This is a genomic window from Spirosoma profusum, assembly GCF_014699005.1.
In the GTDB taxonomy this organism is placed as follows: Bacteria; Bacteroidota; Bacteroidia; order Cytophagales; family Spirosomataceae; genus Spirosoma; species Spirosoma profusum.
On record NZ_JACWZY010000033.1, the window covers coordinates 1 to 25,927 of the forward strand.

At 48.2% G+C, this 25,927-nt stretch carries 23 protein-coding genes and 1 pseudogene; 11 read left to right on the plus strand and 13 right to left on the minus strand.

What is annotated here, in order from left to right:
- Positions 1 to 304 precede the first annotated feature (304 nt).
- Positions 305 to 625: a hypothetical protein gene (locus tag IC229_RS28030; protein WP_190891166.1), complete on the minus strand. Its 321-nt coding sequence runs from the start codon at positions 623 to 625 to the stop codon at positions 305 to 307.
- Positions 626 to 970: 345 nt separating this feature from the next.
- On the opposite strand from IC229_RS28030, the gene IC229_RS28035 reads away from it, so the two are divergent.
- The 7 genes and pseudogenes from IC229_RS28035 to IC229_RS36185 form a co-directional block, all read left to right on the plus strand.
- Entirely contained in the window at positions 971 to 1,510 is a 540-nt protein-coding gene (locus IC229_RS28035; RefSeq protein WP_190891168.1) for a hypothetical protein, read from the plus strand.
- Positions 1,511 to 1,851: 341 nt separating this feature from the next.
- Positions 1,852 to 2,427 carry a carboxymuconolactone decarboxylase family protein gene (locus IC229_RS28040; protein WP_190891170.1) on the plus strand — a complete coding sequence of 192 codons (576 nt, stop codon included), beginning with the start codon at positions 1,852 to 1,854 and terminating at the stop codon, positions 2,425 to 2,427.
- A gap of 155 nt (positions 2,428 to 2,582) precedes the next feature.
- The gene (locus IC229_RS28045; RefSeq protein WP_223834230.1) at positions 2,583 to 5,300 is read left to right on the plus strand and encodes a TonB-dependent receptor; all 2,718 of its coding nucleotides are present in this window, start codon (positions 2,583 to 2,585) and stop codon (positions 5,298 to 5,300) included.
- 15 nt (positions 5,301 to 5,315) lie between these two features.
- Positions 5,316 to 6,620: an MFS transporter gene (locus tag IC229_RS28050; RefSeq protein WP_223834231.1), complete on the plus strand. Its 1,305-nt coding sequence runs from the start codon at positions 5,316 to 5,318 to the stop codon at positions 6,618 to 6,620.
- A gap of 77 nt (positions 6,621 to 6,697) precedes the next feature.
- A complete protein-coding gene (locus tag IC229_RS28055) occupies positions 6,698 to 7,252 on the plus strand; it encodes a carboxymuconolactone decarboxylase family protein (protein WP_190891174.1) in 555 nt (184 codons plus the stop codon).
- Between the two features lie 14 nt (positions 7,253 to 7,266).
- On the plus strand, positions 7,267 to 7,842 hold the full coding sequence (locus tag IC229_RS28060) for a carboxymuconolactone decarboxylase family protein (protein WP_190891176.1): 576 nt from the start codon (positions 7,267 to 7,269) through the stop codon (positions 7,840 to 7,842).
- A gap of 131 nt (positions 7,843 to 7,973) precedes the next feature.
- Positions 7,974 to 8,168 (plus strand): annotated as a pseudogene (locus tag IC229_RS36185) (hypothetical protein); the annotation flags it as partial.
- 96 nt (positions 8,169 to 8,264) lie between these two features.
- On the opposite strand, the gene IC229_RS28065 reads toward IC229_RS36185, so the two are convergent.
- From IC229_RS28065 to IC229_RS28085, 5 genes are all read right to left on the minus strand, one after another.
- On the minus strand, positions 8,265 to 8,573 hold the full coding sequence (locus IC229_RS28065) for a hypothetical protein (protein ID WP_190891178.1): 309 nt from the start codon (positions 8,571 to 8,573) through the stop codon (positions 8,265 to 8,267).
- A gap of 248 nt (positions 8,574 to 8,821) precedes the next feature.
- Positions 8,822 to 10,030, minus strand: coding sequence for an MraY family glycosyltransferase (locus IC229_RS28070; protein ID WP_190891179.1), 1,209 nt, complete (start codon positions 10,028 to 10,030; stop codon positions 8,822 to 8,824).
- A 165-nt stretch (positions 10,031 to 10,195) separates the two neighbouring features.
- Entirely contained in the window at positions 10,196 to 10,966 is a 771-nt protein-coding gene (locus IC229_RS28075) for a glycosyltransferase family 2 protein (RefSeq protein ID WP_190891181.1), read from the minus strand.
- Complete coding sequence (locus IC229_RS28080; protein WP_190891183.1) at positions 10,963 to 11,619, minus strand: WcaF family extracellular polysaccharide biosynthesis acetyltransferase; 657 nt, start codon at positions 11,617 to 11,619, stop codon at positions 10,963 to 10,965. Before IC229_RS28080 ends, IC229_RS28075 begins: the two co-directional genes overlap by 4 nt.
- Positions 11,570 to 12,502, minus strand: a complete 933-nt coding sequence (locus IC229_RS28085; protein ID WP_190891185.1) for a glycosyltransferase family 2 protein — start codon at positions 12,500 to 12,502, stop codon at positions 11,570 to 11,572. The genes IC229_RS28080 and IC229_RS28085 overlap by 50 nt, the downstream gene beginning before the upstream one ends.
- Positions 12,503 to 12,640: 138 nt before the next feature.
- Between IC229_RS28085 and IC229_RS28090 the strand changes: the two genes are divergently transcribed.
- The 3 genes from IC229_RS28090 to IC229_RS28100 all read left to right on the plus strand — a co-directional run bounded on the left by IC229_RS28090 (position 12,641) and on the right by IC229_RS28100 (position 16,409).
- The gene (locus IC229_RS28090; RefSeq protein WP_190891187.1) at positions 12,641 to 14,623 is read left to right on the plus strand and encodes a sialate O-acetylesterase; all 1,983 of its coding nucleotides are present in this window, start codon (positions 12,641 to 12,643) and stop codon (positions 14,621 to 14,623) included.
- 61 nt (positions 14,624 to 14,684) lie between these two features.
- Entirely contained in the window at positions 14,685 to 15,449 is a 765-nt protein-coding gene (locus IC229_RS28095; RefSeq protein ID WP_190891189.1) for a methionyl-tRNA formyltransferase, read from the plus strand.
- A gap of 105 nt (positions 15,450 to 15,554) precedes the next feature.
- Entirely contained in the window at positions 15,555 to 16,409 is an 855-nt protein-coding gene (locus tag IC229_RS28100; protein WP_190891190.1) for a polysaccharide deacetylase family protein, read from the plus strand.
- Between the two features lie 106 nt (positions 16,410 to 16,515).
- On the opposite strand, the gene IC229_RS28105 is transcribed toward IC229_RS28100, so the two are convergent.
- Both IC229_RS28105 and IC229_RS28110 read right to left on the minus strand, forming a co-directional pair.
- Positions 16,516 to 17,664, minus strand: coding sequence for a glycosyltransferase (locus tag IC229_RS28105; RefSeq protein WP_190891192.1), 1,149 nt, complete (start codon positions 17,662 to 17,664; stop codon positions 16,516 to 16,518).
- Between the two features lie 20 nt (positions 17,665 to 17,684).
- A complete protein-coding gene (locus IC229_RS28110; protein WP_190891194.1) occupies positions 17,685 to 18,854 on the minus strand; it encodes a glycosyltransferase family 4 protein in 1,170 nt (389 codons plus the stop codon).
- Positions 18,855 to 18,983: 129 nt separating this feature from the next.
- Here IC229_RS28110 and IC229_RS28115 point away from each other — a divergent pair, with 129 nt between their 5' ends.
- Positions 18,984 to 20,087: an acyltransferase family protein gene (locus IC229_RS28115; protein ID WP_190891196.1), complete on the plus strand. Its 1,104-nt coding sequence runs from the start codon at positions 18,984 to 18,986 to the stop codon at positions 20,085 to 20,087.
- A gap of 9 nt (positions 20,088 to 20,096) precedes the next feature.
- Here IC229_RS28115 and IC229_RS28120 read toward each other — a convergent pair whose 3' ends face one another.
- The 5 genes from IC229_RS28120 to IC229_RS28140 all read right to left on the minus strand — a co-directional run bounded on the left by IC229_RS28120 (position 20,097) and on the right by IC229_RS28140 (position 25,835).
- A complete protein-coding gene (locus IC229_RS28120) occupies positions 20,097 to 21,482 on the minus strand; it encodes a hypothetical protein (RefSeq protein WP_190891197.1) in 1,386 nt (461 codons plus the stop codon).
- Positions 21,483 to 21,488: 6 nt separating this feature from the next.
- Positions 21,489 to 22,598: a glycosyltransferase family 4 protein gene (locus IC229_RS28125; RefSeq protein ID WP_190891199.1), complete on the minus strand. Its 1,110-nt coding sequence runs from the start codon at positions 22,596 to 22,598 to the stop codon at positions 21,489 to 21,491.
- Positions 22,599 to 22,710: 112 nt separating this feature from the next.
- Positions 22,711 to 23,733: a hypothetical protein gene (locus tag IC229_RS28130; RefSeq protein ID WP_190891201.1), complete on the minus strand. Its 1,023-nt coding sequence runs from the start codon at positions 23,731 to 23,733 to the stop codon at positions 22,711 to 22,713.
- 242 nt (positions 23,734 to 23,975) lie between these two features.
- A complete protein-coding gene (locus tag IC229_RS28135) occupies positions 23,976 to 24,998 on the minus strand; it encodes a glycosyltransferase (RefSeq protein ID WP_190891202.1) in 1,023 nt (340 codons plus the stop codon).
- A gap of 9 nt (positions 24,999 to 25,007) precedes the next feature.
- On the minus strand, positions 25,008 to 25,835 hold the full coding sequence (locus tag IC229_RS28140; RefSeq protein ID WP_190891204.1) for a DUF5672 family protein: 828 nt from the start codon (positions 25,833 to 25,835) through the stop codon (positions 25,008 to 25,010).
- Between the last annotated feature and the right edge of the window lie 92 nt (positions 25,836 to 25,927).

Here is a 25,927-nt window from a genome sequence, read left to right on the forward strand (position 1 = left end):
TTTGGCTGAGGCTTTGCCTTTATGTACTTTGGCCAGCAATTCAGCCCGTTCGTGGGGCATCAGATTGAGTCGGAATGCAGTCATAGCAATGAGGGCATGAAAACTCAAAAGCCAAAATACCTGCCAGGCTAACCTTTAAGCACCACTAGTGATATTTTCGTATTTCCTAGACTGCTACGAAAGCTAGGCTATGTCACATTAAATGCCCGAATTATAAAGCACCCTCCGTCTCAGATAGGAGCGCTTGATGTTAACCGACCGATTAAATTCCTACACGTTGGCAATACTCGTCATAATTCCACTCCTAATTTAAAGAGCGTACAAAAGCCTCTCTAATAAGGTTATCTAAGTCGGGCTCAAAGCGGAGTAAGTTTTCACGCCATTCTGCTGTATAGGCGGCATACGGATCTAATCCACTTTCTGCTTGCCAGCGCATTTGTCTACCCAATTCTGTCCGATAATTTGTTTTCTCCTCATGGGTCTTTTCTGCGTATCCCCGAGCGATTTCGGTACGCTTAGAACGAAAGTAAGCTTGCGCCCTTTGTTCATAATCCATGAACTCTTGCTTTGAGAGTTTCATCTCCTCCTCATAAGTCAAGATTTTATAATTGTCGCTATTACCCATTATTGATTGTTGTATAATCTGCTGTATGCTAGCCAAAGTACGAAACTTCAGGCTAATACCGTTTCAGGAAACTGTTAGATTTGATTCTGAGACAAAACCAGGATTTACCAATAACCTTTGTTACTAAAAAACGAGATATTTCAAAGAGTGGCGGGGCGAGCTAAGCATGAATCGCTCCTAACTGAGACGAAGTATTCGCTTCTGAAATGAGGGATTACGGGATGGTAAATTAGACCAATATATCATGAGTTTACTAGAGAGAAATATAGAGTAGTGACCCACAAAAGCCTAGCTTTGTTTAGAATTTAGCACTATTATTGGAAAAATTTTCCCTGTAGCATTAGTGTGAAGAAGGCGATATCGATTGGTTTATTTGGCTTACTCCTGCATCACATTCTGGCGTATGTGCTGGTAGGTGTAGGTGTGTGGTGGCAGGCTGAACACGATCTTTCGCAACGACTACAGGTATACCGCTCTGTCGATAGTATTGTTGAGTTCCAGATTCCGCTTAAAGACAAACCTGATGCCAATTCGATCACTCGCACTACGTCGGATGGATTTACGTATCGAGGGCAGTATTATTCGGTAGTGAGTATGAATATTCAGGGTGATACGTTGTATATCGCCGGACTTCAAACGGACAGTAATTCGTTCTGGCAGAGCGATTTGTTATCGTTTATGCAAAAGCACGTAACTGGCACGAGCGACTCCCCTAAGAAAGCCAATACGTTGCTGAAATTTTTACTGAAAGAGTATTCTCCTACTCCACGCGTTGCCTTCTGTTTCCATTCGCCCAGTTGGCATAACGACATTCGGATTCCCGAAAAACCGTTCCTGCTTCATCAACTAGCCTTGCGGATTTCATCGCCACCACCCGAAGTCTGACGCGGATTTCCTGTTCGTTTTGTGCTACCCGAATCAGTCGCTAAATGGCGTCAGAACGTATTGTCGTAACTGTATTTGTAACGACAGATTCACTATGACACACAAACTGCTGCCGTAGTTAGTTGTTTCGCCGTACTTGCCTGATAACGAACAGTACTCCCATTTGCCAAATTCCAATTTTCTGTTCGAGACGAACGATTTCAGAAATCGCTCTGGCTGTTTGCTGTGCGCTATACTGGTGCCTGGAAAGAACGTACCATCCATTATTGACAACGAACTTATTAGTCATTAATCGCTACCAGACGTAGCAGCCTGTGACTAACTCAACAACGCATTACATCATGCCACATATTCCTTTACCGGAACATTTGCCGGGTATTACGGGCTTGCTCGAATACCGGCTCGATACGGCTATGCCGATTCGGGAACTGACCCAATTATTACTACGTGGTGAATCGACACTGACGCAGGGCGAACGCGAATTAATTGCCGCTCTGGTGTCGTCGCGCAACAAGACCAACTTTTGCAATGCCGCCCATACGAAAGCTGCCGATTTGCTGCTGGGTGAAGACCAAACAGCTGCTGCGGTAAAGGCCGACATCGAAACGGCTCCGGTGAGCGAGAAGATGAAAGCACTGCTGCAAATTGCCGCTCAGACCCAGAAATCCGGTCGTGCTGTTACCTCAGAAGCCGTTGCCCGTGCTCATGCCGCTGGTGCCACCGACCGCGAAATTCATGATACGGTATTGATTGCGGCTCTGTTTTGTCTGTACAACAAATACGTAGATGGCATGGCTACCGTAACGCCTACAGATCCGGCCTACTACGACACGCTGGGCGACCGTATTGTGAACCGGGGTTATAACCGTCCACCGGGAGGCCATCCAGTACCGAAAACCGTAACAACTAACTCATAATCAAATTTCTACGTAGCACCCTGGTCTTTTCTGACACGTTCATTACGTTCTGGGAAGGCCTTAAGTTGCGTATACATCACTAAGCATTTCAACTCATGAATATAAAGAAGCACACCTTGCTTTACGCATGGTTTTGGCTCATTAGTACCCTAACAATGGCTCAGTCGGTAAACGTTACCGGGTCGGTCATGGACCCCGTTACGCACAAACCACTCGTTGGAGCGGCCATTACTGTAAAAGGTCAAACGTCGGGCACTGTTACGGACAACAATGGTAAATTCAGCCTTCCGACAAATCGAAAAGGGCCGCTTACGCTACGTATCTCGATGGTTGGCTTTGAGCCGCAAACGGTTTCCATAACCGATTCCTCCCAACCGCTAATGATTCACCTTAACCCGTCTACCAGCGAATTGGATGAAGTAGTTGTAGGTGCGTCCCGCGTCGAGGAACGCTTAGTCAGAGCGCCGGTGACGATTGAGAAAATGGACGCCCGAACCATTCGCGAAACTCCATCTGCTACGTTCTACGAGGGAATTAATAACCTTAAGGGCGTCGATATGGTGACGAGCGGCCTGACGTATCGGCAAATTAACACAAGGGGTTTTGCCAGTACGGGAAACAGCCGCTTTCTGCAACTCATCGACGGTGTAGATAACCAGCCTGCCGGATTCGGATTTTCGGTAGGGAATATGTTCGGCCTGAGCGATTTAGATGCTGAAAGTGTGGAACTCGTACCCGGTGCGGCTTCGGCGCTGTATGGGCCAGCGGCTTTCAATGGCGCGTTGCTGATGACCAGTAAAGACCCGTTTACGTATCAGGGCTTGAGTGTCCAGGCTAAAGTGGGTGTGAATCACCTCGGCGATCCGAATACAGGAGCAGCCATCTATAACGATCATGCTATTCGTTACGCCAAAGCGTTCAATAACAAATTTGCTTTTAAGTTGAATGCTTCCTATATGTGGGGGCTCGACTGGTTTGCCACTGATTATACCGATGTAAACCAATCTACCCCGTCTGAGCAGCGTGGTGCACAAAACCCAGCCAGAAACGCACTTAACATTTATGGAGATGAAGTAGTCAGAACACTAACAGGACCAGGTCAAGTGTCGCGAACGGGGTACATAGAGAAAGATTTGACGGATTACAACGTGTATAGCCTGAAACTAAACGGTGCGCTTCATTACCGAATTACGCCAAAACTGGAAGCTATTTACTCGTATAACTTTGCCAAAGGAACCGCCAATTACACGGGTTCTAACCGATTCTCTGTCAATGGCTTTTCGCTCATTCAACACCGAGTGGAGTTACGGGGGAAACAGTTTTTCGTGCGCTGGTATAGCAACGCTGAAGACTCGCACGATTCCTTTAATACACGGTCGTTGGGGCAACAGATCAACCGGACGTGGGTACGTGACCTGAATGGCAACGTAGTAACACCCGATAAAGCCGATGATACGTGGTTCGCCCGGTACACGGCTGCCTATGGTGGCACTATTCCGAATGTGAGCGGTAATGATCAAACAGCCGCCCGCAACTTCGCCGATCAGGGACGATTGCTTCCCGGTACGGCCGAATACGAAGCCCAAAAACAACGGTTAATAACTGTTCAGGGGCTGGCCGGTGCGGGTATTCTGAGCCAGACCAGCATGTGGCACGCCGACGGGCAATACAACCTGACGTCGGCGCTCAACAACGTAGCAGAAGTGCTGGTTGGCGGAAATTACCGGCAGTATAGCCTGTTTACCAACGGTACGTTATTCGACGATAAGGGCGGGCGGATTCTTTATTACGAATACGGTGCGTTTGCCCAAATCAGTAAATCGCTGCTGGCTGACAAACTAAAATTAACGGTTTCGGGGCGGTACGATAAAAACCAGAACTTCGCCGGTTATTTTACGCCACGTGCTTCTGCCGTGTTTTCAGCCACCGATCGGCATCATTTCCGGGCGAGCTACCAGACGGGTTTCCGAAATCCAACTCCTTCCGATCAGTTCATCAAACTCAATGTGGGGCCCATCACAATTTTGGGTGGAGCGCCCAGCAACAGCGCGGGTATGAACGTGTATGAAAATTCGTATACAGCGGCCAGTGTGAATCAGTTTGGAGCCGGTTTTGGAGCCGATGTGAACAAGGTGGGACCACAACAGGCGGTGATGAACAATAAAGACAAATTGCAGAAATCGAACGTACCCTACATTGCGCCCGAACGGGTCAATAGCTTTGAAATCGGTTATCGGGGTATTCTCAGCAGCAACCTGTCGGTCGATGCAAACTACTATTATGGCGTTTACAATAACTTCATTCTCAATACAGTTGTGCTACGTCCGCAAAGTCCGGTACTTGGGTCAGATGGTAAGCCTAATCCGGCAGCCGCGCAGGATATTCTGAGTGGTCGGGTACAGGCGTTCCAGCTTTATAGTAACGCCCCCGACAAAGTATCGGCACAGGGCGCAACGCTCGGTCTAATGTATCGTACATCAGGCGGTTACCAGATCGGTGCCAACGGTACGTGGTCGTCATTCGATATACGTAACGCCGATCCTAATAACATAGCGGCTTTCAATACACCCCGTCTCAAGTCGAACGTAACGATCGGTCACCGCAACATCGCGCCGAATATTGGTTTCAACGTAGCGTGGCACTGGCAGGAAAGCTTCGACTGGGTAGGGTCGTTCAACGCGCTTATTCCCGGACGTGTACCGGCCTATCACTTGCTCGATGCGCAGGTTAACTACCGGATACCGTCAATTAAAACAGTACTGAAACTCGGCGCTAACAACGTAACGAATCAGTACGTAGTGCAGTCATACGGCTCTCCAGCAGTGGGTGGACTTTACTACGTATCGCTGGTGTTTGATCAGGGACTTAAATAATGAGCGAAAAAGTGAATGAACGAAAGACCGGGCTGGCGCATCAGCGAAACTATCCGACAGTCGCTCATCCACTCTTTCACGCTCTCACTCTTTCGCTATATGGAAACAACTATAACCAAACCAGAAACGCTACGTGCCGACTGGATCGCCTTTAGTTTGTGCTCACTCTCGTATTTGCTGGGCGGCACGGCTTCTACGCTCATGGCTACGTTCCTGCCGGTCGCCATACCGGAGTTACTCGGTAAATCGGTTTCCGAAACGCAATTGGGCGATGTAGGAGCCTATATCAGTGCTGCTTTCTTGTACGGCTGGATGGCTGGTGGGCTCCTGTTCGGGATGGTTGGCGATCGGATAGGCCGGACGCGGGCGGTCGCGTTCGTTACGTTCCTATACGGTGTGGCTATGCTGTTCACGGTTTTTGCGCCCAACTGGCCGATGCTGCTCCTCTATCGGTTCCTGACGGGGGCAGGAGTTGGCGGAGTGTTACTGCTCACGACGGTGTATCTGTCGGAAATATGGCCCGAAAAAAGCCGTCCAGTGGTGCTGGGTATCCTGGCCGTTATGTTTCCGGTGGGCATTGTGGCTACCGGTGGCCTTAACGCGGGATTGGTTCCCTGGCGGCAGGCGTTCTGGCTGGGCCTGATTCCCGTTGTGGTAGCGATTCTGATGATTTTTCGTCTGCCCGAATCGGCCAATTGGGCGCGTTTACGACAGCAACCGCAGTCCGGAAAAGCTTGGTCTCCTACCGACCAGGCCAATCTTCTAACGGGCGTATTAATCTTCGGTACGGTACTGATTGGGTTGTGGGGTACGTTTTCCTGGATTCCGACCTGGGTGCAATCGCTGCTGCCAGCCGGTCAGGCGGGCGGAAAAGAGCGAGGGTTGACCATGATGCTGCTTGGTATGGGTGGCATTATTGGCGGCATGTTATCGGGTGTGCTGATTGGGAAGCTCGGTTCGCGTAAAACGCTTTTGTTAACCTTTGCGGGCTGTGCGGGCGGCTGTGCGCTGCTGTTTCTGTCGAACCGGCAGTTTTCGCCGATTATATATGCCGAAACCGCGCTCGTAGCTTTGTTTTTTGGAATTAGTCAGGGTGCGTTGTCGAGCATTATTCCCGAGTTATTCCCGGTTCGAATTCGTGCGACGGCAGTTGGCATCAGCTTCAATATTGGCCGTTTTTTTACGGCTACAGCGGTGTTTTTTGTCGGTACGATGGTCGCTGGATTAGGTGGTTTCGGTAATGCGTTACTGGTGTTTTCCGTAGCATTCCTGATCGCCGGGTTCGCTGTTTTTGTCCGATACAGACCCGCTTCTCATTAATTAGAGTCCAACGTAGTATTGGATAATTGACGCTACGTTATCAAATTAATCGTTTGTTCTAAATCAGAGAACCACCAATGCCACATATTCAACTTAATAACGATGCGCCGGGCATTCGTAGCCTGGTTATTTACCGACCCGATACAGGGAAGCCACTTTATGAACTCGCGCAGGCGTTGCTTCGCGCTGGTTCACCCGATAGTACGCTTTCTGATGCTGAGCGCGAATTGATTGCCGCGTTTGTGTCGAACCAGAACTGCACGGATTTTTGTCGAAATAGCCACGCAGCCGCATCACGCTATCTTTTTGGCGAACAGGCATCTATCGTTGATCAGACGCTACAAAACCCAGAAACAGCACCGATTTCGACTAAACTTCGCACCTTGCTCACGATTGCCGAGCGCGTTACTGCCGATGCCCGCACCGTAACAGACGACGTAGTAGCGACTGCGCGAGCGGAAGGCGCTACCGATGGGGATATTCACGACACGGTACTGATTGCGGCTTCCTTTTCGATGTACAACCGCTACGTTGATGGGCTGGCAACGCTTGCTTCCGACGACCCGACCGACTACGTAGCGATGGGCGAGCGCATGGGAACGCTGGGATACGTAGTACCTAAACCGAACTAATCAAAACTGACAGTATGCCACATATTGATTTTGTGCCCGGACTACCGGGTATTCGCGGACCCATGGCGTTCAGCCCAGAAACGGCCCGTCCACTTAATGAACTCGTCAACGTACTGCTACGTTCCAATGCGAACCATCCTGACTCAACGCTCAGCGCAGGCGAACGGGAATTGATTGGTACGTTCGTATCAGCCCGCAACGACTGCTTTTTCTGCCAGACCATTCATGGGGCCGTAGCCAGTCATCACCTGGGCGATACCGACTGGTCGCTGGTGCAATCGGTGAAACAGGATTATGCAAATGCTGCTATTTCGGATAAATTAAAAGCATTATTAGCCGTTGCGGGGAGTGTGCAGCAGGGCGGTAAGCACGTAACAGCCGAGCAGATTGAAAAAGCCCGGTCCGAAGGCGCTACCGACCGCGACATTCACGACACGGTGTTGATTGCGGCAGCGTTCTGCATGTTCAACCGGTACGTAGATGGCTTAGATACGTGGGCACCAGATAGTTCGGACTTATACCGCTACCGGGCGCAGAAAGTTGCCGAGTACGGCTACACGCACGAAGATCATTATATGCCACCCGCGTGATCCTGTAGCCCGCATCACTAGAACATAGATTTTAAGGATATCCGTAACGATCATAAAAATCTATGTTCTAGTGGTAAAAACTTTCCTAGTGTGATGAAACGTCCTTTTGTAAAACGGTCTTAGCCCGCTAACGGCTACGTATCGACAACGCCAACCAGTGGAGTGATAAAGTATTCTCTCCCACGTATCAGCTAAAGTCACTGGCATAAGTGGAGCAGCATATTCAGCAGCATGGTCATTTGCCAGACGTTCCCTCAGCGGATGAGATAGTGAAAGAAGGAGTGGACTTAATGAAGATGCATGCGCTGCTGTTGCAGAAAGTAGAGGTACAGTATTGAACAACAGAAACGAGCGGATCGCCAATAGAAGGAGAAGGTTGACTACCACGTAGTCAACCTTTTTTAGTATTGAGCAATGGCCAATTACCGATTGCGAATTGGAATACCTGATACGTTCGTTTCGAACGAAACCAGCAACAGATTCAGGCAGGCGTAAAAGAGTGCCGGTACTGCCGGAACGGCCGCTAATAAAACAGCCGATACATGAAAAGTATAAGTGAAGAGCCAGTAACTGCCTATAATGACACTATATGGCGTTATAATCAGCCCAAACCATCCTAAAATAAAAAACGGGTCGAAAGAAGGGCTGGTTGCCACTGCTCGAAAGAAAAAATAAACGGCCGCCAGAAACGTAATAATATCAATACCCCAGAAAAACCAAAGAAGTGCCATAGCCAACGGTTACCCGAAATGGGCTGTTAAGTGATTAGGTGAAACAAAATTAACTTCACCGAACCACGCTGCCCATGACTACTTTATAACTGGAGAATCTGGCTTGATAAGTAGTCGATTTCCCAAACTAATTGGTGCTACGTTACCCAAGGAATAAAGAGCGAAAGCGTGAATGAGCGAATAGCCTGGTGGAAGTGTTCTGCCGAATGCTATTCGCTCATTCACGCTTTCGCTCTTTATTTTTGCACCTAGAGGTATTCAACGATACGTTTCCCGGAGATGCCTTTCTGAAACTCCCGACGTAGTACAACCCGACGATGACGGGGGTGAGTACCTACGTATTTGATACGTAACTTAAGAGTGAAACTGACCAACATGTAGCAACCGAACAATCCCCCCAGAATAACTACAGACATCGTATTGGAGATATTGCGGTGCAATAGCAGGAACAGTACCGTGTTAAACAGCGATACGCCACACAATATAGTAGTAGCTGCAGCGTGCGATAAACCACTGTCAAGCAGGATGTGGTGCATATGATTCCGGTCGGCGTAGAAAGGCGATTTACCTGACAGAATGCGCACCAGAAAGACTCGCAACGTATCGAAAATAGGTACAATCAGAATCACGATGGCAATGATAGGGGCATTAAAGAACGCCGTTGGCTCATACCGGTAAGATGCATTCAGGCTTACGAAACGGACCGCAAAAAAAGCCAGCATGAAGCCAATAATCAGGGAGCCAGTGTTACCCATGAAGATTTTACTCGTCTGCGAAAAATTAAATCGCAGGAAACCAATCAGAGCGCCAGCTAACGTAAATGCCAGACAGGCCATCGTGAAATGATTGGTTAACAGAAACCACCCACCAAACGTAGCACTGGCAATCGTAGCAATACCCCCCGCCAGGCCGTCGATGCCGTCGATGAGATTAATGGCATTGGTTAAAGCAATGAAAATGAAACAGGTAAGAGCAGTACCTACCAACGGATTGATGTGATGAAAACCCAGAATACCGTATAAATAGTCGACCCGAAGATCACCGAAAAAGATCAGGATAATAGCCGCCAGAACCTGAAAGAGTATCTTCTTCGTGGGGTCGATACCTACTAAATCATCTTTGATACCGATGAAAAACAGGATAGTCATTCCCACAACCGATAAGTTTGTGCGGTAAATGTCAGTCTGGTCGATGCTGGGCCAGAGGAAATAGCCAATCAGGATGGCTGCAAAAATAGCGATACCCCCGAACGTTGGTGTAGGAGTGGTGTGAGATCGGCGCTCGCCCGTTTTTTCCATGAGCGACTTTAACGCCGAAATCTTGATAACTACCGGAATCGAGACGACTGATACAAAACAGGCTACCAGAAAAGAAAGTATACACTGATATAGACCAAGTGTAAACAGGTCGTCGGCGAATTTATGCTGCAGGTAAGCGATAAATAAATCAATATTCATGAGTCAGAACAGGTAATTGTGGGTGTTCTCACCAAAGGGCGTCTCAACGTAAGACGAGCGTTTTATTTATTACAATACCATTGTACAGTTTCCAGCACGATGATAAGTAAAATTCTCAGTTTTATTCTAGCAAGCAACTGAAATTTGATTTAACGGCTTAACAAATTATTTGTCAGACCAACCCGGTGGCTTACTAACGTATTGTTTTAGTTTGCGTAATGGCTTCAGCCAAATCGTAAAAAAGTAAGGTTTCAAGTCATTGTGTTTCCAGGCAAGCTGGTCATCCCGATTAGCCCGAAGTCGATTGAATAAACTGCTGTTACTGACCCCACCGTCTCGCATCACAATTGTAACTTCGTCCATGTAAGCAAGTTTGGCCTTATTTTTGTGAATAAATCGCAGGAGCAATTCATAGTCAGCTGCACTTTTCATGTCGGTTCGGAACAGACCATATTGCTCATACATCCATCGTTTCGCAAAAAACGATAAATGGCCGGGCATCCACCCCCACTTAAATGCATTGTCGGTATACCAACCCGAACGCCAGTAGCGTTTTAGTTTGCGGGTATCGTCCCGGTCAACGTAAAGCATATCGCCGTAAACGCCATCACTGCCCGTTCGTTCGAACGTAGCGACCATGTTTTCAATCACCCGGTTGTGCCGATAAAAATCGTCGGCGTTCAGTAACCCAATCACCTCACCCGTAGCCATTCGGATGCCTTTATTCATGGCATCGTACAAACCTTTATCGGGTTCCGATACAAATCGCGCAACTTTCGTGCCGTACGACTGCACAATTTCCACTGTGCCATCGGTCGATTTTCCGTCAACGATAATGTACTCGATATCTGGATGTGTCTGGTTCACAATCGATTCGATACAATCCCGAATGTGATCCGCTCCGTTGTAAACAACTGTAATAATAGAAACTTTCACGTAGTAATGGTTCGTTGCCGGACCCAAACCGCCGGATTTCCCTGATAAACTCCATAAGCGTTCAGTGAGCGCGTAGCCACCGAATTCACCGCCAATACGGCGTGCGATTCGCAGGATACGCCCGCGCATACAACCGATTTGGCTCCGATCCAGACGCCATCCGCTAACGTAATGGGTCGAGTTGTCAAATCAAATGTCGAACGGCGGTAGTCATGATTGCCCGTCAGTAGCATACTGCCCTGCGACAGACACGTATTATCGCCAATGCTAACTTCGCTGAGGTTATCGATCCAAACCTGCTCGCCAATCCAGACGTAGTTACCGATACGTAGTAACCACGGGTATTTAATATTGACCGCCGGTTTAATCATAACCCCGTTGCCAACCTTTGCGCCAAACAAACGTAGCACGGCCACTTTCAGCTTCACCGGAATGGGCAGATACGTATTCAGAAAGAAAGCATTGACCAGAAACCAAAGCACAATTTTCGGGCGTGAGCCCGGATTGTACCAGCTGTTGTCAAATCGCGATAAATCGGTTTTGCCCGGTACTTCCTGAACGGTTGGTTCGACGAACTGGGGCTGACCCGAGGCATCACGCTCGTTAGTCCTGATCGACTCGTTCGAGTTGGGCCGGTCGGAGGTCTTTTCCATATTCCGTTCGGAAATAGTTGATAATGGCTTCTTTATCATCGCCAACTCTAAGCTTTACTTCCATGAGCTTGGCATCGACCAGAAAACGGTACCAGAGCGCCTGTAAAAAACACCAGACTAAACCCGCGCGCCCATCCAGAAAACCTAGCCGAATAAAGTAACGATAGAAAAAATAGATAAACGGCCGGGTAAACAGCGGTGCCGATGCGTACTTTTCTTTTAAAAATCGAATTCGTTGCTCCTGCGTTCCAAATAAGCGGGGTTGTACTTTATCGGCCCGGTCGAAATGGTGGCGGTAGTTGAGCAGATTAACCATTTCCAGAATGGTGTAATGGTTATGCTTCTGGGTCCACCAGGTCAAATTATTCAGATTATGGTCAACGATGTCGTTCGAAAACTGAATAGGTTCGCCTTTGGTCAGTTTGATGTGTTCATCGTGCCAGACCTGCTCGCAGAAACCATCTCCCCGGCGCCAGAGACGTAGCAGCCAGATAGGATAAAAACCACCGTGGCGCATCCACCGATTCAGAAAAAACACCCGACGTTTCACGTATACGCCACCTATATTCGCCGGTAAGCACGCCAGCCGACTATTTATTTCAGCGGCCAATTCGGGCATTACGTATTCGTCAGCATCCATCCGCATTAACCAATCGGTCTCGAAAGGCGTGTTGGTAATGCCATAATTAAACTGCGTTGAGTAGTTCACCCAGGCATTCTGCACCACAACCGCTCCCAGTGACCGGGCAATCTCGACGGTACGATCGGTAGAGAACGAGTCGACAATGAAAATTTTATCAGTAAACGGAAGTAAACTCTGAATACAGCGCGTAATGTGTTTTTCCTCGTTATGAGTCAATATGATTACAGATACATCAGACATACTTCATAGTAACTACTAGTTCACAAATCGCTGGAAGGCGTATCGGCAAATATGAAAAAAGGTACTACTTTTACTATTACCTTTGTTGAACATTTTGTCGACGCAATATTATAACTTTTTTTATAGGCGGCAAAGCTAATGAAGCAACTTTACGCAAGTCTTATATTGTTTTTGTACTATTTCTCAGCTAATGCACAACTTACTTTCGAGCAGGCACCCCGTAACCTCCAACTCTATCCACGTAATGAAATAAATCAGGCTGAAGTCGTAATAAGCGGTAAAATAACGGAGTTGGGCTATACCAAAATCGCGGTGCAGGTGCTACGTGAAGGTGTTCTTACCAGCATGGTTAGCCAGACCCTTGCGGCTGCCGCCAATGATGCTACGTTTCGTCTGGCTTCGATCATAAAAGCTGAACCCGCCGAATATACATTTCGAGTTTTCCTATACAAAAATGCTGATTCAACGCTTTTTACAACCCGTGAGCGGATTGTCTGTGGCGATATTTACGTGATTCATGGTCAATCGAATGCGCTGGCAGCTGCTGGGCTGGAGACGTTATACTCGACTAATTTCGATGATAAATACCTGCGTAACTGCACCTATCCATTCGGGGTTTCGGTAGGTGATATCCCGGCTTTTATGAGCTGGTATCCTGCAAAAACTCCTTTTGGTAGTGTAGGGGGCTTCGGCCTGACTATCCAGCGGCTGATTCTGCAAACGCATGGCATCCCAACCTGTATGATCAACGGGGCTCAGGGAGGAACCGGCATCGCAGACCTGGCGTTTCGTGAAGCCCATAATCATGCTAGCTTAAACACTTTTTATGGTCGATTACTTTACCGAACTCAATGGGCAGCTAACCCTAAAGCTGTAAAAGCCATTATCTGGAAACAGGGCGAAGAAGATGCCGGTATGGGTGTACCAGGCTATGATGCGAAATTCGCGACGCTTTACAATCAGTTTCGGGATGATTACGGCGATTGTCGCATTTATGTCGGCCAGATTAATATAATGTCGATTGATACGGGCGCTTCGTTACTACGTGACTTTCAGCGTCGAACCAAATATCTGTTCAAAAATGTTGAAACCATAGCCACCATTGGAACACCAGGTTTTGATGGAGTTCACTACGACGGCTATGGGAATCAACAGGTGGCATTTGAACAGTTTCGGCAGATAAGCCGCGATATATATGGTTCGAACGATACGCTCCAAATTAATTCGCCGGACATAAAAAAAGCATTTTATAATACCCGAAAAGATTCCATTTCGCTGGTTTTCGACGATCAGATGCAAATGGTCTGGAAAGCCGATACCACTTTTCATAGCTCTTCAACAGGTGACGTCGTTACGCGCCAGCAGAAAGATTTCTTTTATCTGGACCAGCAACCCGATTGGGTAACGGGGGGCGTAGCACATAGTAATCGAATTGTGCTAGGGCTAAAGCAACCCGCTTCGGCGAAAACGCTACGTTACCTGCCCGATTATTTTGCTGATATGGCCTCGACTTTTTACGATGGACCAACGCTCAAAAACACGCGCGGTATGCGGGCTTTCTCGTTCGATAACGTACCGATTGCCGATGCCATTGAGCCCGTTGCACTGGCTGCCAGACCCCTTGAGGATCTACAGATTCAGTTGAACTGGACGCCATCGGCCAACGCACAAACGCAGGTGCTGGAGCGTGCTGACGGAACGGAGACAGAGTTTAAGCCGATTGCTTCTCTAAATGGCACGGTAAATACGTTTATCGATACGTTGCTGCCCGACCCATTTGGTACGTATTACTATCGGCTACGTGCCTTTAGTACTACGTCGGAATCGCTGTACAGCAACGTAGTGAACGCCCGTCCGTTTGCTGATGATTTAACACCTGGTGTTAGATTATACCCTAATCCGATTGGGGCAAATCGCGTCGTGAATCTGGTGGCCTATGAAATGACGTTTACGAAATTTATCCTCTACGATATTACGGGAAGGATAGTAAAAAGCTGGCAGGGAACGGCCCGTACTACGTTGTCTCTCTCCTTAGACGGTCTTCAAAGCGGTACGTATATAGCCAGAGTGCAAACGGCTTCTGGTCAGATAATCAGTCAGAAAGTGTCTGTTCTGGATTGAGTCAGGCACTGGCTTTCGGCAGGAATGCGTAGTTTTGCGCCTTTAACAGTCTTGATCAATTATGCGCCTTGTGATTCTTACGCAGGATGACCCGTTCTACCTCGCCCGGAATATTGATTATTTACTAAAAAAACTACCCCCCTATGCAGAAGTCGTAGCAACGGTTGTTTTCGACGTATCGCCGTTTGGAAAGCGGGAAGGTTTTTTTGAAAAGATGAAGAAAACCTACGACATTTTTGGGATGGGTTTTTTTATGCGCTATGGATTCAAATTTGTCGCGTCCAAATTAGATAGCCGCAACAACGTTCGGAAGGTACTTACCGACCGAAACATTCCACTCATTCAGTTAGAAGGGGGAATTAACAAAGAAGAAAATCTGGCAAAAATCAGGGAGTATAAACCCGATTTGCTTGTTTCGATAGCTGGTAATCAGATATTTAAGCAGAAGCTATTAGATGTCGCTACGTATGGGTGCATCAACCTGCATACGGCTTTGCTCCCCAAATATCGCGGTCTGATGCCATCATTCTGGGTGCTACGTCATAACGAAACGCATACGGGTGTGTCGGTATTTTTTGTGGACGAAGGCATCGACAGTGGCCCCATTCTGGTACAGAACAAATTGGCCATCGGTAATATGAGTCAGGCCGAATTGATTGACGTAACGAAGAAAATGGGCATGGATGCCATTCTGGAATCCATCGAAAAAATTCATTCGGGAAAATACGAACTTATTGAGAATGACGCGTCCCAGATGACGTATTACACCTTCCCGACCCGCGAGGACGTAAAAGCATTCCGGGCTGCCGGTAAACGATTTTATTGATGAATAATGCGCAATGAATAATGAATAATGGCTTAGGAGCCGTTTTAACTACCTCCATTGACTATTATTCATTATCCATTGTTCATTATCCATTATTCATTTATAATGAACATCCTGACATTTGATATTGAAGAATGGTTTCACATTCTGGATAATACGTCTACCCGTACCGAGGCTGAATGGAGTCGGTACGAAACCCGGATTTATCAGAATATGGACCAGATTTTCCAGCTTCTGGACGAAACCAACAGCCGCGCTACGTTCTTCTGCCTGGGCTGGGTGGCCGATAAGCACCCCGACGTAATTCGGCGAATCGATGCGGCTGGTTACGAAATCGCTACACACTCATATGCACACCAGTTAGCCTATGAGCAAACGCCCGCTGAATTTCAGGCTGATTTGGAGCGTTCAATCAAGCATTTGCAGGATTTGACGGGTAAAAAAGTTCGGGCGTATCGGGCACCCGGTTTTTCGATCAAAGCTTACAATCGCTGGGTATTCCCGATCCTGATTGAGAATGGTATCGAGATTGATTGCTCTGTATTTTCGGCTCGTCGGTCGCACGGGGGCGATGCGTCGCTGGGTATGTTTGAGCCGGGCTATCTGGACGTAAATGGTACGTTGCTGAAAGAATTTCCCATCAATACAGCCGCTGTTTTCGGGCAGGACCTCATTTTCTCAGGCGGAGGCTATTTTCGATTGTTCCCTTATCCGCTTATCAAGCGACTCACCAATCGCTCGAAGTACGTCATGACGTACTTTCACCCGCGCGATTTCGACGCCGATCAACCTATGATTCCCGGCCTGAGTCGGGTACGTCAGTTTAAATCGTATTACGGTTTGCGTGGTTGCTGGCCCAAGCTTAAGCATTTATTACAGGAATTTCCGTTCATCGACCTGGCCGAAGCCGACCAGCAAGTTGACTGGCAGAACGTAGCAAGGAAAGTTGTTGAGTTGTAAAGCCAAGATTTATAGTTACATAGTTCTATAACTTGAACCTGTTTAAGCTTTTGAAAGGAGGCCTAAGTAAGCGCTTCGTCAGAATGACAAAAACTCGAATATAATTTCACGCCTTCACAACCTTTGCATACTCGTCGAGCAGCCGTTTGGCAACAATGTCGATGTCGTATTGGGCTTTTAGCAACGTAGTGGCGTTCTGGCTAGTTTGCCGACGTAGCGCATCGTTCCCCAGCATGTTTTCCAGACCGGCCCGGACTCCTGCGGGCGTTAATTCCACGAGTTCTGCGGCTTTATGCTCACGTATCGTTTCACCGAAACCGACCCGGTCTGAGACTAGTGCAGGCGTACCGGCCGCCATCGCTTCCAACACCGCCATCGAAAAACCTTCGGAGTAGGAGGGAAGCGTAAACAAATCAGCATCGGCGAGCGCTGCCTTTTTATCGTCGCCCGTCAGCATACCGACCAGCTTCACCGAATCGCCGAGTTGATTCTGGGCAATAAACTGACGTACCGTTTCTTCATAACCATCGTCGGAGCCAGCCAACGCTAGCATAGCGTTCGGATGGTCGCGTACGTAGTCCCGAAAGCCGGGTAAAAGCAAGTCCAACCCTTTTTTTACGTTCAGCCGACTCATAAACAGCACCAGCTTTTTGTCGGAGGGAAAATTGAATTTCGCCCGGAACGTACCATGAGGGGGTAGTTTAGCAAAATCGCTCATTTTCACCCCGTTCGGAATAATTACTACGTTGGGATGCTGAAAACCCAGGTAACGTAGTACATCTTCCCGTTCGTCGGTGTTGTTGATCTGGACAAGATCGGCCCGGCGCAGGTAGGTTTTCTGGGCCAATGTATCCATCAGCCGTTTTTTCCAGTTGTTGTGCGCATATACCCAGCGGTCCAGCACCCCGTGAATGGTAATGACTTTCGCTACGTTACGGTCAATCATGAACGGGGCCAACGTACCAAAATGCCATAACCCGTGGCAATGCACAATGTCGTATTCGTGGATATGTTTTTTCAGGAATTGGTATAATTCCAGGGAAAACTCCCGGAAATAGTTACTGATGGGCGTGGTACGTTTGCAGAGAATCAGCCGGGCACCCTCGGGAACTGTATACGGTTTTTCGTTGCGCGAAATCGGACTCAGAATATCAACCTGATGCCCCAGACGTAGCGCGACCTGAGCGTGATCGAAGATAATTTTTGGGGGGCCGCCGGTTTCCCAACTGTAGGCGCAGATGTTTAAAATTCGCATAGATAAGGCGAAATAACCGCTTAGGTTGCAATTTTCATAAAGCCGTTGAGCATTTCCTGGGCAACTGCTTCGGGCGAGTAGGGCGCTATACGTTCACGAGCCGCTTCGCTCATTGACGCTACGTCGACAGTTTCATCCATAAACCGACGTAGCAACTGTGTTAATAAATCGGGCTGGTCGGGGTCAAAAATAAAACCGGTTTGCCCGTCTCGAACCAGGTCAGGAACGCAGCCGCACCGGTCAGAAACTATAACAGGTAAACCACACACCATCGCTTCGTTGACCACCAGTCCCCAGGGTTCGGACAAACTCGGTAGAACGAGTATATCACTGAGCGCCAGTACGTCTGGTACCTGAAACCAGGGACGACCGGGCAGAAAATGTACGCTATCAATCAGCACCAGCTTTTGAGTTTGTTGTTGAAGCGACTCTTTTTCGGGACCATCGCCTAGAAAAATCAGACCCCAATTTTTCCCCATAGTTGATTGCTTTTGGGCATTGGCAAATGAAGTAACCAGAGTCGGTAAGTTTTTAGCTGAAATCAACCGACCTACGAAAATGAAATTATGGGGCTGTAAGCCAAGACTTTCCTGTGTTTGCGTGCGAGTACGTAGCGCCCGCTCATAAGCCGCCCGAAGGCTGTCGTTATCGACGGCACTTTTACGTAGCAGAATTTTATGAGCCGGAACGCCCAGGCGAATAAGGTAGTCGGCAGATTGACTGCCGAAACAGAAAAATCCATCGCATCGACCGAAAATCCATTCTTTCAAGACCTCTTTCCAACCACCCCGCTGATGGTCGGTTTCGGTGCTTTCATTTTGCAGGATGACTTTCACCCTGTTCAATTTTGCCCAAATGAGAAGCAAAATCTGGGCAGGATCGTAGTAACCTGTCAGACTTATTACGTCGGGACGGTACGCTCTGGCACGACGTAACAAGGCCAGAGCGCGTTCTTTTAAGGGAATATCGTCGAGAAATCGGTCGAAAAGTAGTTCGTAGTCGTATTGATACGTTGGTGCGTAGGGATCATTGGCTGTAGCTTCCAGTCCCGCACGTGAACGCTCGTTTCGAGCAATCTGCAATACGTGTACGGAGCAGCCAGTTCGCTGGTCGACCAAACGTTGAAGTGCCTGAAAAACAGCCGATTTGTAATGAGCCCACAACAGATTATGGACGATGAGAATACGCATTTACCGCAGAAAGAAACACAAATTTGTGACGAAAAAAGCATCATTCCTGCGCTCCCGTCGATAAATTTGTAAATGTGTTTGTTTCGATAGCGTGTCTGTCTTGATCAGGCTATTAGTTATAACCAATTCATGCAGATACCTCAGCTTACGTTTACGCGGTTCCTTGCGGCTGCCGTTGTTCTGGTTTTTCATGGTGCTCGCGGAACCTATCCCTTTACAGTTTATCCGGGGCGATACCTGATTGAATATGGCAGTGTGGCCGTCGTTTATTTTTTCGTTTTATCCGGATTCATTCTGACCATAACGTATCAATCAAAGCGGGAACGTAGTGGCACTATTAATCGGCGACAGTTCTGGATGGCTCGTTTCGCCCGGATTTTTCCGCTTTATTTTTTCGCCCTATTAGTGACCCTCTTCGTGCTGACGGTTCTATATGCCCAAACCGTAACGCCAGCATCCATACTGGCAAGCCTAACGCTGATGCAAGCCTGGATTCCATCACTGGCCGATACGTTGAATGGGCCGGGCTGGTCTTTATCGGTCGAAATGTTTTTCTACGTTATTTTCCCCTGGCTGTTACCTTGGTTAGATCAGTTTTCGAACCGTGTGTTGCTGGCACTTACCGTGGGAGGATGGTTATTTGGCGTCGGCTTATTTTACGTGGTAGCCAATCATCTGATACCGATCAATTTATCCGCCGAAGCGTATAACAATCTGCTGAATTATTCGCCCTGGATTCATGTAGCGTCCTTTATAAATGGGTGCATCAGTGGGCTGCTTTTCTGGCGCTACGTTCGTCAGCATCCCGCTTCTGCCAACCGCAACCGACTTTCCTGGGGAATGCTGATACTCGGCGCTGTCGGCCTCATAGGGATTGGCTCTGATATTTTCATCATGCAATATGCGCAGGGGGGAGTGTTGACACCCGTTTTTATTCTGTTTATAACCGGGCTGAGCCTGCAAACTAATACGCCGATAACCAAGCTATTTTCATGGCGTCCCTTAGTCTATCTGGGCGAGATCAGCTACGGGATTTATATTCTGCAACTGCCAGTAATTAAGCTGTTTAAGAAGATTGATCCCCTTGGGCTGGGCGATACGTTCCTGCGTGATATATTTACCTTTGTGGCCTTATTTGTGGTGACGATGGTTTGCTACCACCTGATCGAGAAGCCAGCCCAGGCGTTCATCCAAACGCGCTGGAACACCAGACTGGTACGCGGGAAGTTATAACTTTTGACGTCAGCCAGTACTAGCCACCATTTCTTCCTGGACGACCAGATACGCATCGCTGTTTTCTTCGGGGTGATCCACCAGATAAGCCGGGAATAGGTGCTCCTGGCCCATAAATCGGGTCATCATAGCCAGCGGAAATAAGAACGTAATTTCATAAGGACGGCCACCCGTAAAGACCAGTACAAAAATGAGCGTATAAAAATAAGCCAAAAACACGCTCAGTGGATTAGGGTTAGTCCGCATAATGTGATAGGAGTAATACATCGCCATCGCGTTCATCCCACCGAATAGCAGAAAGCCAAAAAAGCCCTGGTCAATCAGCGATTCGACCATCGGTATGTCGAGGTAAAAATATTTATAGCCGTACCCCAGGATAAGCATGTGCAGGTGACCGGTGATCACGATATAAAAGAATCCAGCACTGGTCGAGCGGTTTGCCGCTGATTCATCCAGAACGGCACTATAATCAGCCCCCTGGGCTTTCATACCTAACAGGGCGTAGATATTGTCCATGTTACGTTCCATAAACCCGATCACATAGCCGTAGAGGACCGCATACGTATCATAGTTTCGCTGGAAAAAAACGATGATACTGACAACTCCAACCAGCATGATAGTAATAGGAATGGGCTTGAGCAAACTTCGAACGGTCGAACGTATCTGGGCGGGCCGGGCATTGAAATAAAGAAAGCAAATAACGGCCAGAATGAGTCCCACGATAGACGAACGGGTTTGTGTCAGGATGAGAATCGCTAAACTGAAGGAGCCCGAAAAAAACGAAAGCAGCCTGAACAGAATGTGTGTATTGGGCCGCATGATCCAGATACCGCAGGCAACAATACCCATAAATGCATTTCGGGCAAATACGTGCGGATTACCAGATCCGTCGTCATTATCACCCAGCGAAATAGTTGCCCGTTGCCCAACGGTCCAGGTCGGGTCGGTGATCAGCGAATACAGCAGCGCCATATTCGATACGAGGGTGAAAAAGACGACGACCGGAATAAATACCCGAATGATATCATTCGGAATATTGATGAGCAAAAACATGAAAATCAGCACGTAGGCGTAATAAATCAGGTCTTTGTTGTAATCCTCAAAGTGGGGGTTTCCATTGAAGAAAAACATGTAAAAGATGCTCATGGCCAGGAAACCGATCAGGAGCGTCAGCATCATTACATTCGGTCGATAGAGACGTTGCAGGAACGTAAAGGGCACCATCAGCACAAGTCCCCCCGCAAAACCGGCCGCTGTAAACGCCGTGCTGTTGGGAGCCAGGTGCAACGTATCGCGAAAGAAAAAGATAATCGGATAGCCATCGAGCAACATGCAGATTCCCACTACTAAGCGAATGAGGTCTATTGTTTGCAGAAAGCGAAAAAATTTAGTCATGATTACTTAAACTAACGACTGATACACGTCCAGCGTCTGCCGGGCTGTTTTATCACATGAAAAATCACGCAGGCGTTCGGTGCCTTTCTGACGCAAATCGGCGCAGAGTGCATCGTCCGTAACGATACGTTCAATTGCATGAGCCATCGAAGCGTCGTTTTCCGGGTCGAAGTACAAAGCAGCATCAGCGCCCACTTCGGGTAAAGAACTACAGTTACTAGCCACCACCGGGCACTCATTGCCAAACGCTTCCAGTATCGGAAGGCCAAAGCCCTCGTTCATCGACGGAAACACAAACGCCCGAGCGTGCTGATAGAGGGCCAGAAGATTTTCGTCGGTTGCCGGTCGGTAGAGAACCCGGTCGGCGAGTCGGGCTGCGTAAAACGAATTATATTCCTGTTGCGAAAAAGAACCTCCTCCTGCGCAAACCAGGTGCAAATCGGGATAGCGCTGTAATACAGGCTGAATAGCCCGAAAAAAACTGTCGAAGTTTTTATACAGTTCACGCTTACCCACGTAAAGAAGGTAGGGCATCGGAATTGGTCGGCTCATGGGCACTTTCCCAACTGATTGCTTATGGAGCCGAGTGCCCAGATGAATCACTTTGATTTTTTCAGGATTTACCGGAAAGTACCGAAGAATTTCCTGCTTCGAATACTCGGAAACAGAGATAATACAATCGGCCCTACGTAACAACTCCTTTTTCACATCGTACAACCCTTTTCCCAGCTCAGGATATAGATCGCCGTAACGCTCACTGGCGGCATCGTGGAACGTAATGACGAGGGGCTTTGTGTCAATCGCATCCAGGAAATAACGATGGTAATAGGTTGGATGAAAAACGTCGAATTTTCCGGCCTGAATCCGTTGTTGGCTGTACATACGGTTCAGTAAAGACGCCAGACGGTTAATATTTCGGGAGCCCGACAGGCGACGGTAGCGAAGGTGATTGCTGAACGATTCCTGCTCCAGATACTCATTATTCGACAGACGGAGCGATAAATCGAATTCAATCTCAGGCCATTTGGCAAACGAACGCATCAGCTCGAAAAAATAGCGGGAAACGCCCCCGTAGGGCAAACCCGTAAAGGCTTGATGGTCGAACAAGACTTTCATAAAGGGAGTGATACGTACCTACTCAGTTGTATTTTTCTGAGATAGCACACCCGCAAAAATAGTGCTATTTGTTGATAAAACCTTGCCGAAACCGTTGCCACCGGATGGTGCTTTATTTAATGACCGGAAGTGGCACCCGATTCACGAACCCGGTTATAGAACGTAACGCATTGACCGTTACGTATCGCCAGCCATGTAGCACAACCGGTTCGGGCTTTAATCCATAAGCCGGTTTAATAGTAGAGAGAGCGGGTAATTTTTGCAGTGAAAGTCCCTGGCGATACGTAGTAAGCAGTGCCATAACATCGGTCCTCTTACCTGGTTTGAGTCGGGTCTGATGCGGGAAAAAGCCTTCGTCGGGGTTGTGTAATCCTTTGAAATTGGCAAAAAGCAACGGCTCATTACGTCCGGCAGGGCCATCGACCAGCCAACTGGTACCTTCTTGTCGTAGCGACCGTTCGGGTAAATTCCAGAGCGCTACGTTCCAGCCCGGATTTCGAATAACCGTTACGTCCCGAAAATAAACCGGCATATGCATGAGCCATATCTGGTCGGTGCAGAGCCCTTCGCAGAAATTGACGTAAGCGCGTGTGCGAACGCGGTCGTCCCACCAGGCGAGCAATCGGTCTGTTTCTTTCGAACGGCGAAAAGCCATAAAATCAGCACTGTAAAGCCCTACGTTCTGAAACGCTTTTTCGTCGGGCCAATACGTATCCGACTCACTCAGACTGCGGGTAAGCAGGGGTGTCAGCACAAGATTTGCCGTAGTAAGCAACGCCTGAATAGGCGTTAGTGGGGCAAAAAAACGAAGATTGACATCGGCATACAGCAACGTAGCGGCATTCGGATAGCGCCGGAACGCTTCTTTGATGAACAAAGGCTTGCAGGCAGCGGCAAATTCGATAGGCGTATACGTAGCAGACAGAGCACTTAATTCATCGGCTGCGAGTAACTCGCTAACGGGAAGTAGTGGGTAAGGCGATACAAAATTGGCTGGCAACTGGTGCGGGTCGTCGGCCAACCCGATAAGCACGGGGCCGGCCTGCCCGGCCGATGTAGCGGCAGATTGACGGAAATTATCGGCCAGAGCATAAGCCTGGGGCAGTTGATGAATTGTACAGACGGTAAGTAACACGGCAGCAAAACTAATACTATTTAGGATAAGGTTATGGAGTTAAAGGTTTCCGTCAAGAGTCGTTTTTGTCATTCTGAGGAACGAAGAATCTTAAAGCCTCCTAATTGTGAGTTACGACCTTTTAAGATTCTTCGTTCCTCAGAATGACAAAAACGCTCATTTTTCGCTTCTTTTCGAAACCCTAAACAGGCTTTTAGTAAAGTTAGGTTCGACAGTCAAACAGCCGCCTACAACTTTATATTTTACTCCAGTAAGTCTCCCAAAATGGCTAGATAAGGTGCCATCCAATTTGCTGAAGCGTCGGCGTATCGATGGTAATTCCCTTTAAAAATACTTTTGAAAACCGGGCCAATTCGTTTCAATCGATTTTTTGGCAAATGACTACGCATTCTGAAATGGGCAAGACGCCGATGTAGCATTGTTGTACCCGATGTTTCTGTTTTGATGCGTTTGCTCAAAAGCTGATCGATTCTGGTAAAAAGCGCTTCCTTTTCACGTAGTGGTGCTAATTTCCCAGCCCGGCGTCGGGCAAAGCGATCTTGTAGACGCACGACTGGTTGCGCTTCCTGTTCACGGACGCCGACCTGTTGCTGCACATGTGTCCGATAAAGTTGCAGCGGCTTATCAATAAATTGAAGCTGGTTGGATAGGGCGGCTACCAGGGCCAGCCAACCGTCGTAAATATAACCGGGTATATCAGCAGGAACTGGTAAAGCCGTTGACAGAAACAAACGACGTACTACTGTAGCGCAACCCATCATGCGATTACCATCGAGGATAATCTCCATCATTTCGCCATTTTTAGCCCGTTCCTGAGCGCGCTTATCAAACCGGACAACTTCCCAGAATCGTTGCTGACGGCCCTGGAGATGTTCATTAGTTACCCAGGCATCACAAAAAGCAACCTGAACATCAGGATGTTGATCCATGTACTGGGTCATGGTACTAATTTTCTCCGGAAGCCAGCTATCATCCTGATCGCAGAGAAAAATCAAATCACCCGTACAGGCCGATAAAGCCCGCTCAAAGTTCTTGTTCGATCCTAATCGGGTCGTATTGTTCAGAATACGTACTGAGAAAGGAGCTTCGGCGGCTAATTTCCTGAGCAAATCTGGTGTGTCATCCGTCGATAAATCGTCGGAGATTACGATTTCATCTGGACGTAGCTGCTGGTCGAGCAGGCTTTGCCATTGTGTTGGCAGATAGGCACTTCCGTTGTACGTACACAAGGCGATGGAAGTGCGGGGGCGGTCCGGTCCGGTCATTGATTCAGGCTAAATTTGGTAACCATAACGGGCAAAAATCGGGCGCCAATACTCGGTGCCGTGAATGTCCCAGGCGTGGCAACCAAACGGTAATAGACCACTATTGTAATGTTCAACGGCCCATTTCGGAAAAAACTCAACTGAAAAATGCAGGGCTTTTCGATACGTTGGAATGCGCAGATTCGGCCAGTACCGGTTTACTTCGATACCCCAGAACACATCTTCGTGATACTGATGCATATGAATACGTTCGTATTCGGCAATCTTTTTCGAAAATCGTTTCAGGCAACGTAGCATGGCCGATACGCGCCGAAGGGTGAAACCGCCATTCCCAACGCCATTCAGGTTAATAATTTCGCGGGGGGTAATGCCGTCTTCTTTTTTCAGATTGAGCCACGTAGCGATCTGCTGCCGGATTTGGAACGTAACGCGGTCGTACAGACCCGTAAAATCACGGTCGCGTAGCCAGGGCGCTCCAACGTAATCGTAGCCCTGCTGACACCAGAAGGCTAGGTCGTCCTGAAAAACAAAAGCGTCTAACTGGTGAATCAATACGTATTCCTGATCGGCAAATGCCTCATAAAACGCTTCCGAAAGCATCAGCCGATTGTAGCCTTGCAGGTCCGTAAAATAGTGATCATCGAAGGTTCGCGCCTGTAAATTCGGACTCAGCGCCTGATACGTCGAAATGTCGAGCGAGTGCGGAGCCGCCAGCCAGATCGGGTAATCGGCCAGCACACGCAGACATTGTGTTAGCGAAATGCGTTCGTATTCAGTGAGTTGCGGCTTATAAACCGGAATTACTACGTTAACGGAAACAGGAGCAGACGACTTCATTCAGCTAAAGATTCCCCAGCGAGCCAGGTAAATTATCCCGCAAATTTCGCAAATGTGGGAACATGGTCGCTATAGCAACTAAAATCTAGTTG

Coding starts and splice junctions, on each gene's coding strand:
- IC229_RS28090 (WP_190891187.1), top strand. CDS start 12,641: ATGAAGCAACTTTACGCAAGTCTTATATTGTTTTTGTACTATTTCTCA.
- IC229_RS28110 (WP_190891194.1), bottom strand. CDS start 18,854: ATGCGTATTCTCATCGTCCATAATCTGTTGTGGGCTCATTACAAATCG.
- IC229_RS28105 (WP_190891192.1), bottom strand. CDS start 17,664: ATGCGAATTTTAAACATCTGCGCCTACAGTTGGGAAACCGGCGGCCCC.
- IC229_RS28050 (WP_223834231.1), top strand. CDS start 5,316: ATGAACGAAAGACCGGGCTGGCGCATCAGCGAAACTATCCGACAGTCG.
- IC229_RS28065 (WP_190891178.1), bottom strand. CDS start 8,573: ATGGCACTTCTTTGGTTTTTCTGGGGTATTGATATTATTACGTTTCTG.
- IC229_RS28085 (WP_190891185.1), bottom strand. CDS start 12,502: ATGTCTGATGTATCTGTAATCATATTGACTCATAACGAGGAAAAACAC.
- IC229_RS28095 (WP_190891189.1), top strand. CDS start 14,685: ATGCGCCTTGTGATTCTTACGCAGGATGACCCGTTCTACCTCGCCCGG.
- IC229_RS28070 (WP_190891179.1), bottom strand. CDS start 10,030: ATGAATATTGATTTATTTATCGCTTACCTGCAGCATAAATTCGCCGAC.
- IC229_RS28040 (WP_190891170.1), top strand. CDS start 1,852: ATGCCACATATTCCTTTACCGGAACATTTGCCGGGTATTACGGGCTTG.
- IC229_RS28045 (WP_223834230.1), top strand. CDS start 2,583: ATGGCTCAGTCGGTAAACGTTACCGGGTCGGTCATGGACCCCGTTACG.
- IC229_RS28055 (WP_190891174.1), top strand. CDS start 6,698: ATGCCACATATTCAACTTAATAACGATGCGCCGGGCATTCGTAGCCTG.
- IC229_RS28100 (WP_190891190.1), top strand. CDS start 15,555: ATGAACATCCTGACATTTGATATTGAAGAATGGTTTCACATTCTGGAT.
- IC229_RS28030 (WP_190891166.1), bottom strand. CDS start 625: ATGGGTAATAGCGACAATTATAAAATCTTGACTTATGAGGAGGAGATG.
- IC229_RS28140 (WP_190891204.1), bottom strand. CDS start 25,835: ATGAAGTCGTCTGCTCCTGTTTCCGTTAACGTAGTAATTCCGGTTTAT.
- IC229_RS28115 (WP_190891196.1), top strand. CDS start 18,984: ATGCAGATACCTCAGCTTACGTTTACGCGGTTCCTTGCGGCTGCCGTT.
- IC229_RS28135 (WP_190891202.1), bottom strand. CDS start 24,998: ATGACCGGACCGGACCGCCCCCGCACTTCCATCGCCTTGTGTACGTAC.
- IC229_RS28120 (WP_190891197.1), bottom strand. CDS start 21,482: ATGACTAAATTTTTTCGCTTTCTGCAAACAATAGACCTCATTCGCTTA.
- IC229_RS28060 (WP_190891176.1), top strand. CDS start 7,267: ATGCCACATATTGATTTTGTGCCCGGACTACCGGGTATTCGCGGACCC.
- IC229_RS28080 (WP_190891183.1), bottom strand. CDS start 11,619: ATGGAAAAGACCTCCGACCGGCCCAACTCGAACGAGTCGATCAGGACT.
- IC229_RS28125 (WP_190891199.1), bottom strand. CDS start 22,598: ATGAAAGTCTTGTTCGACCATCAAGCCTTTACGGGTTTGCCCTACGGG.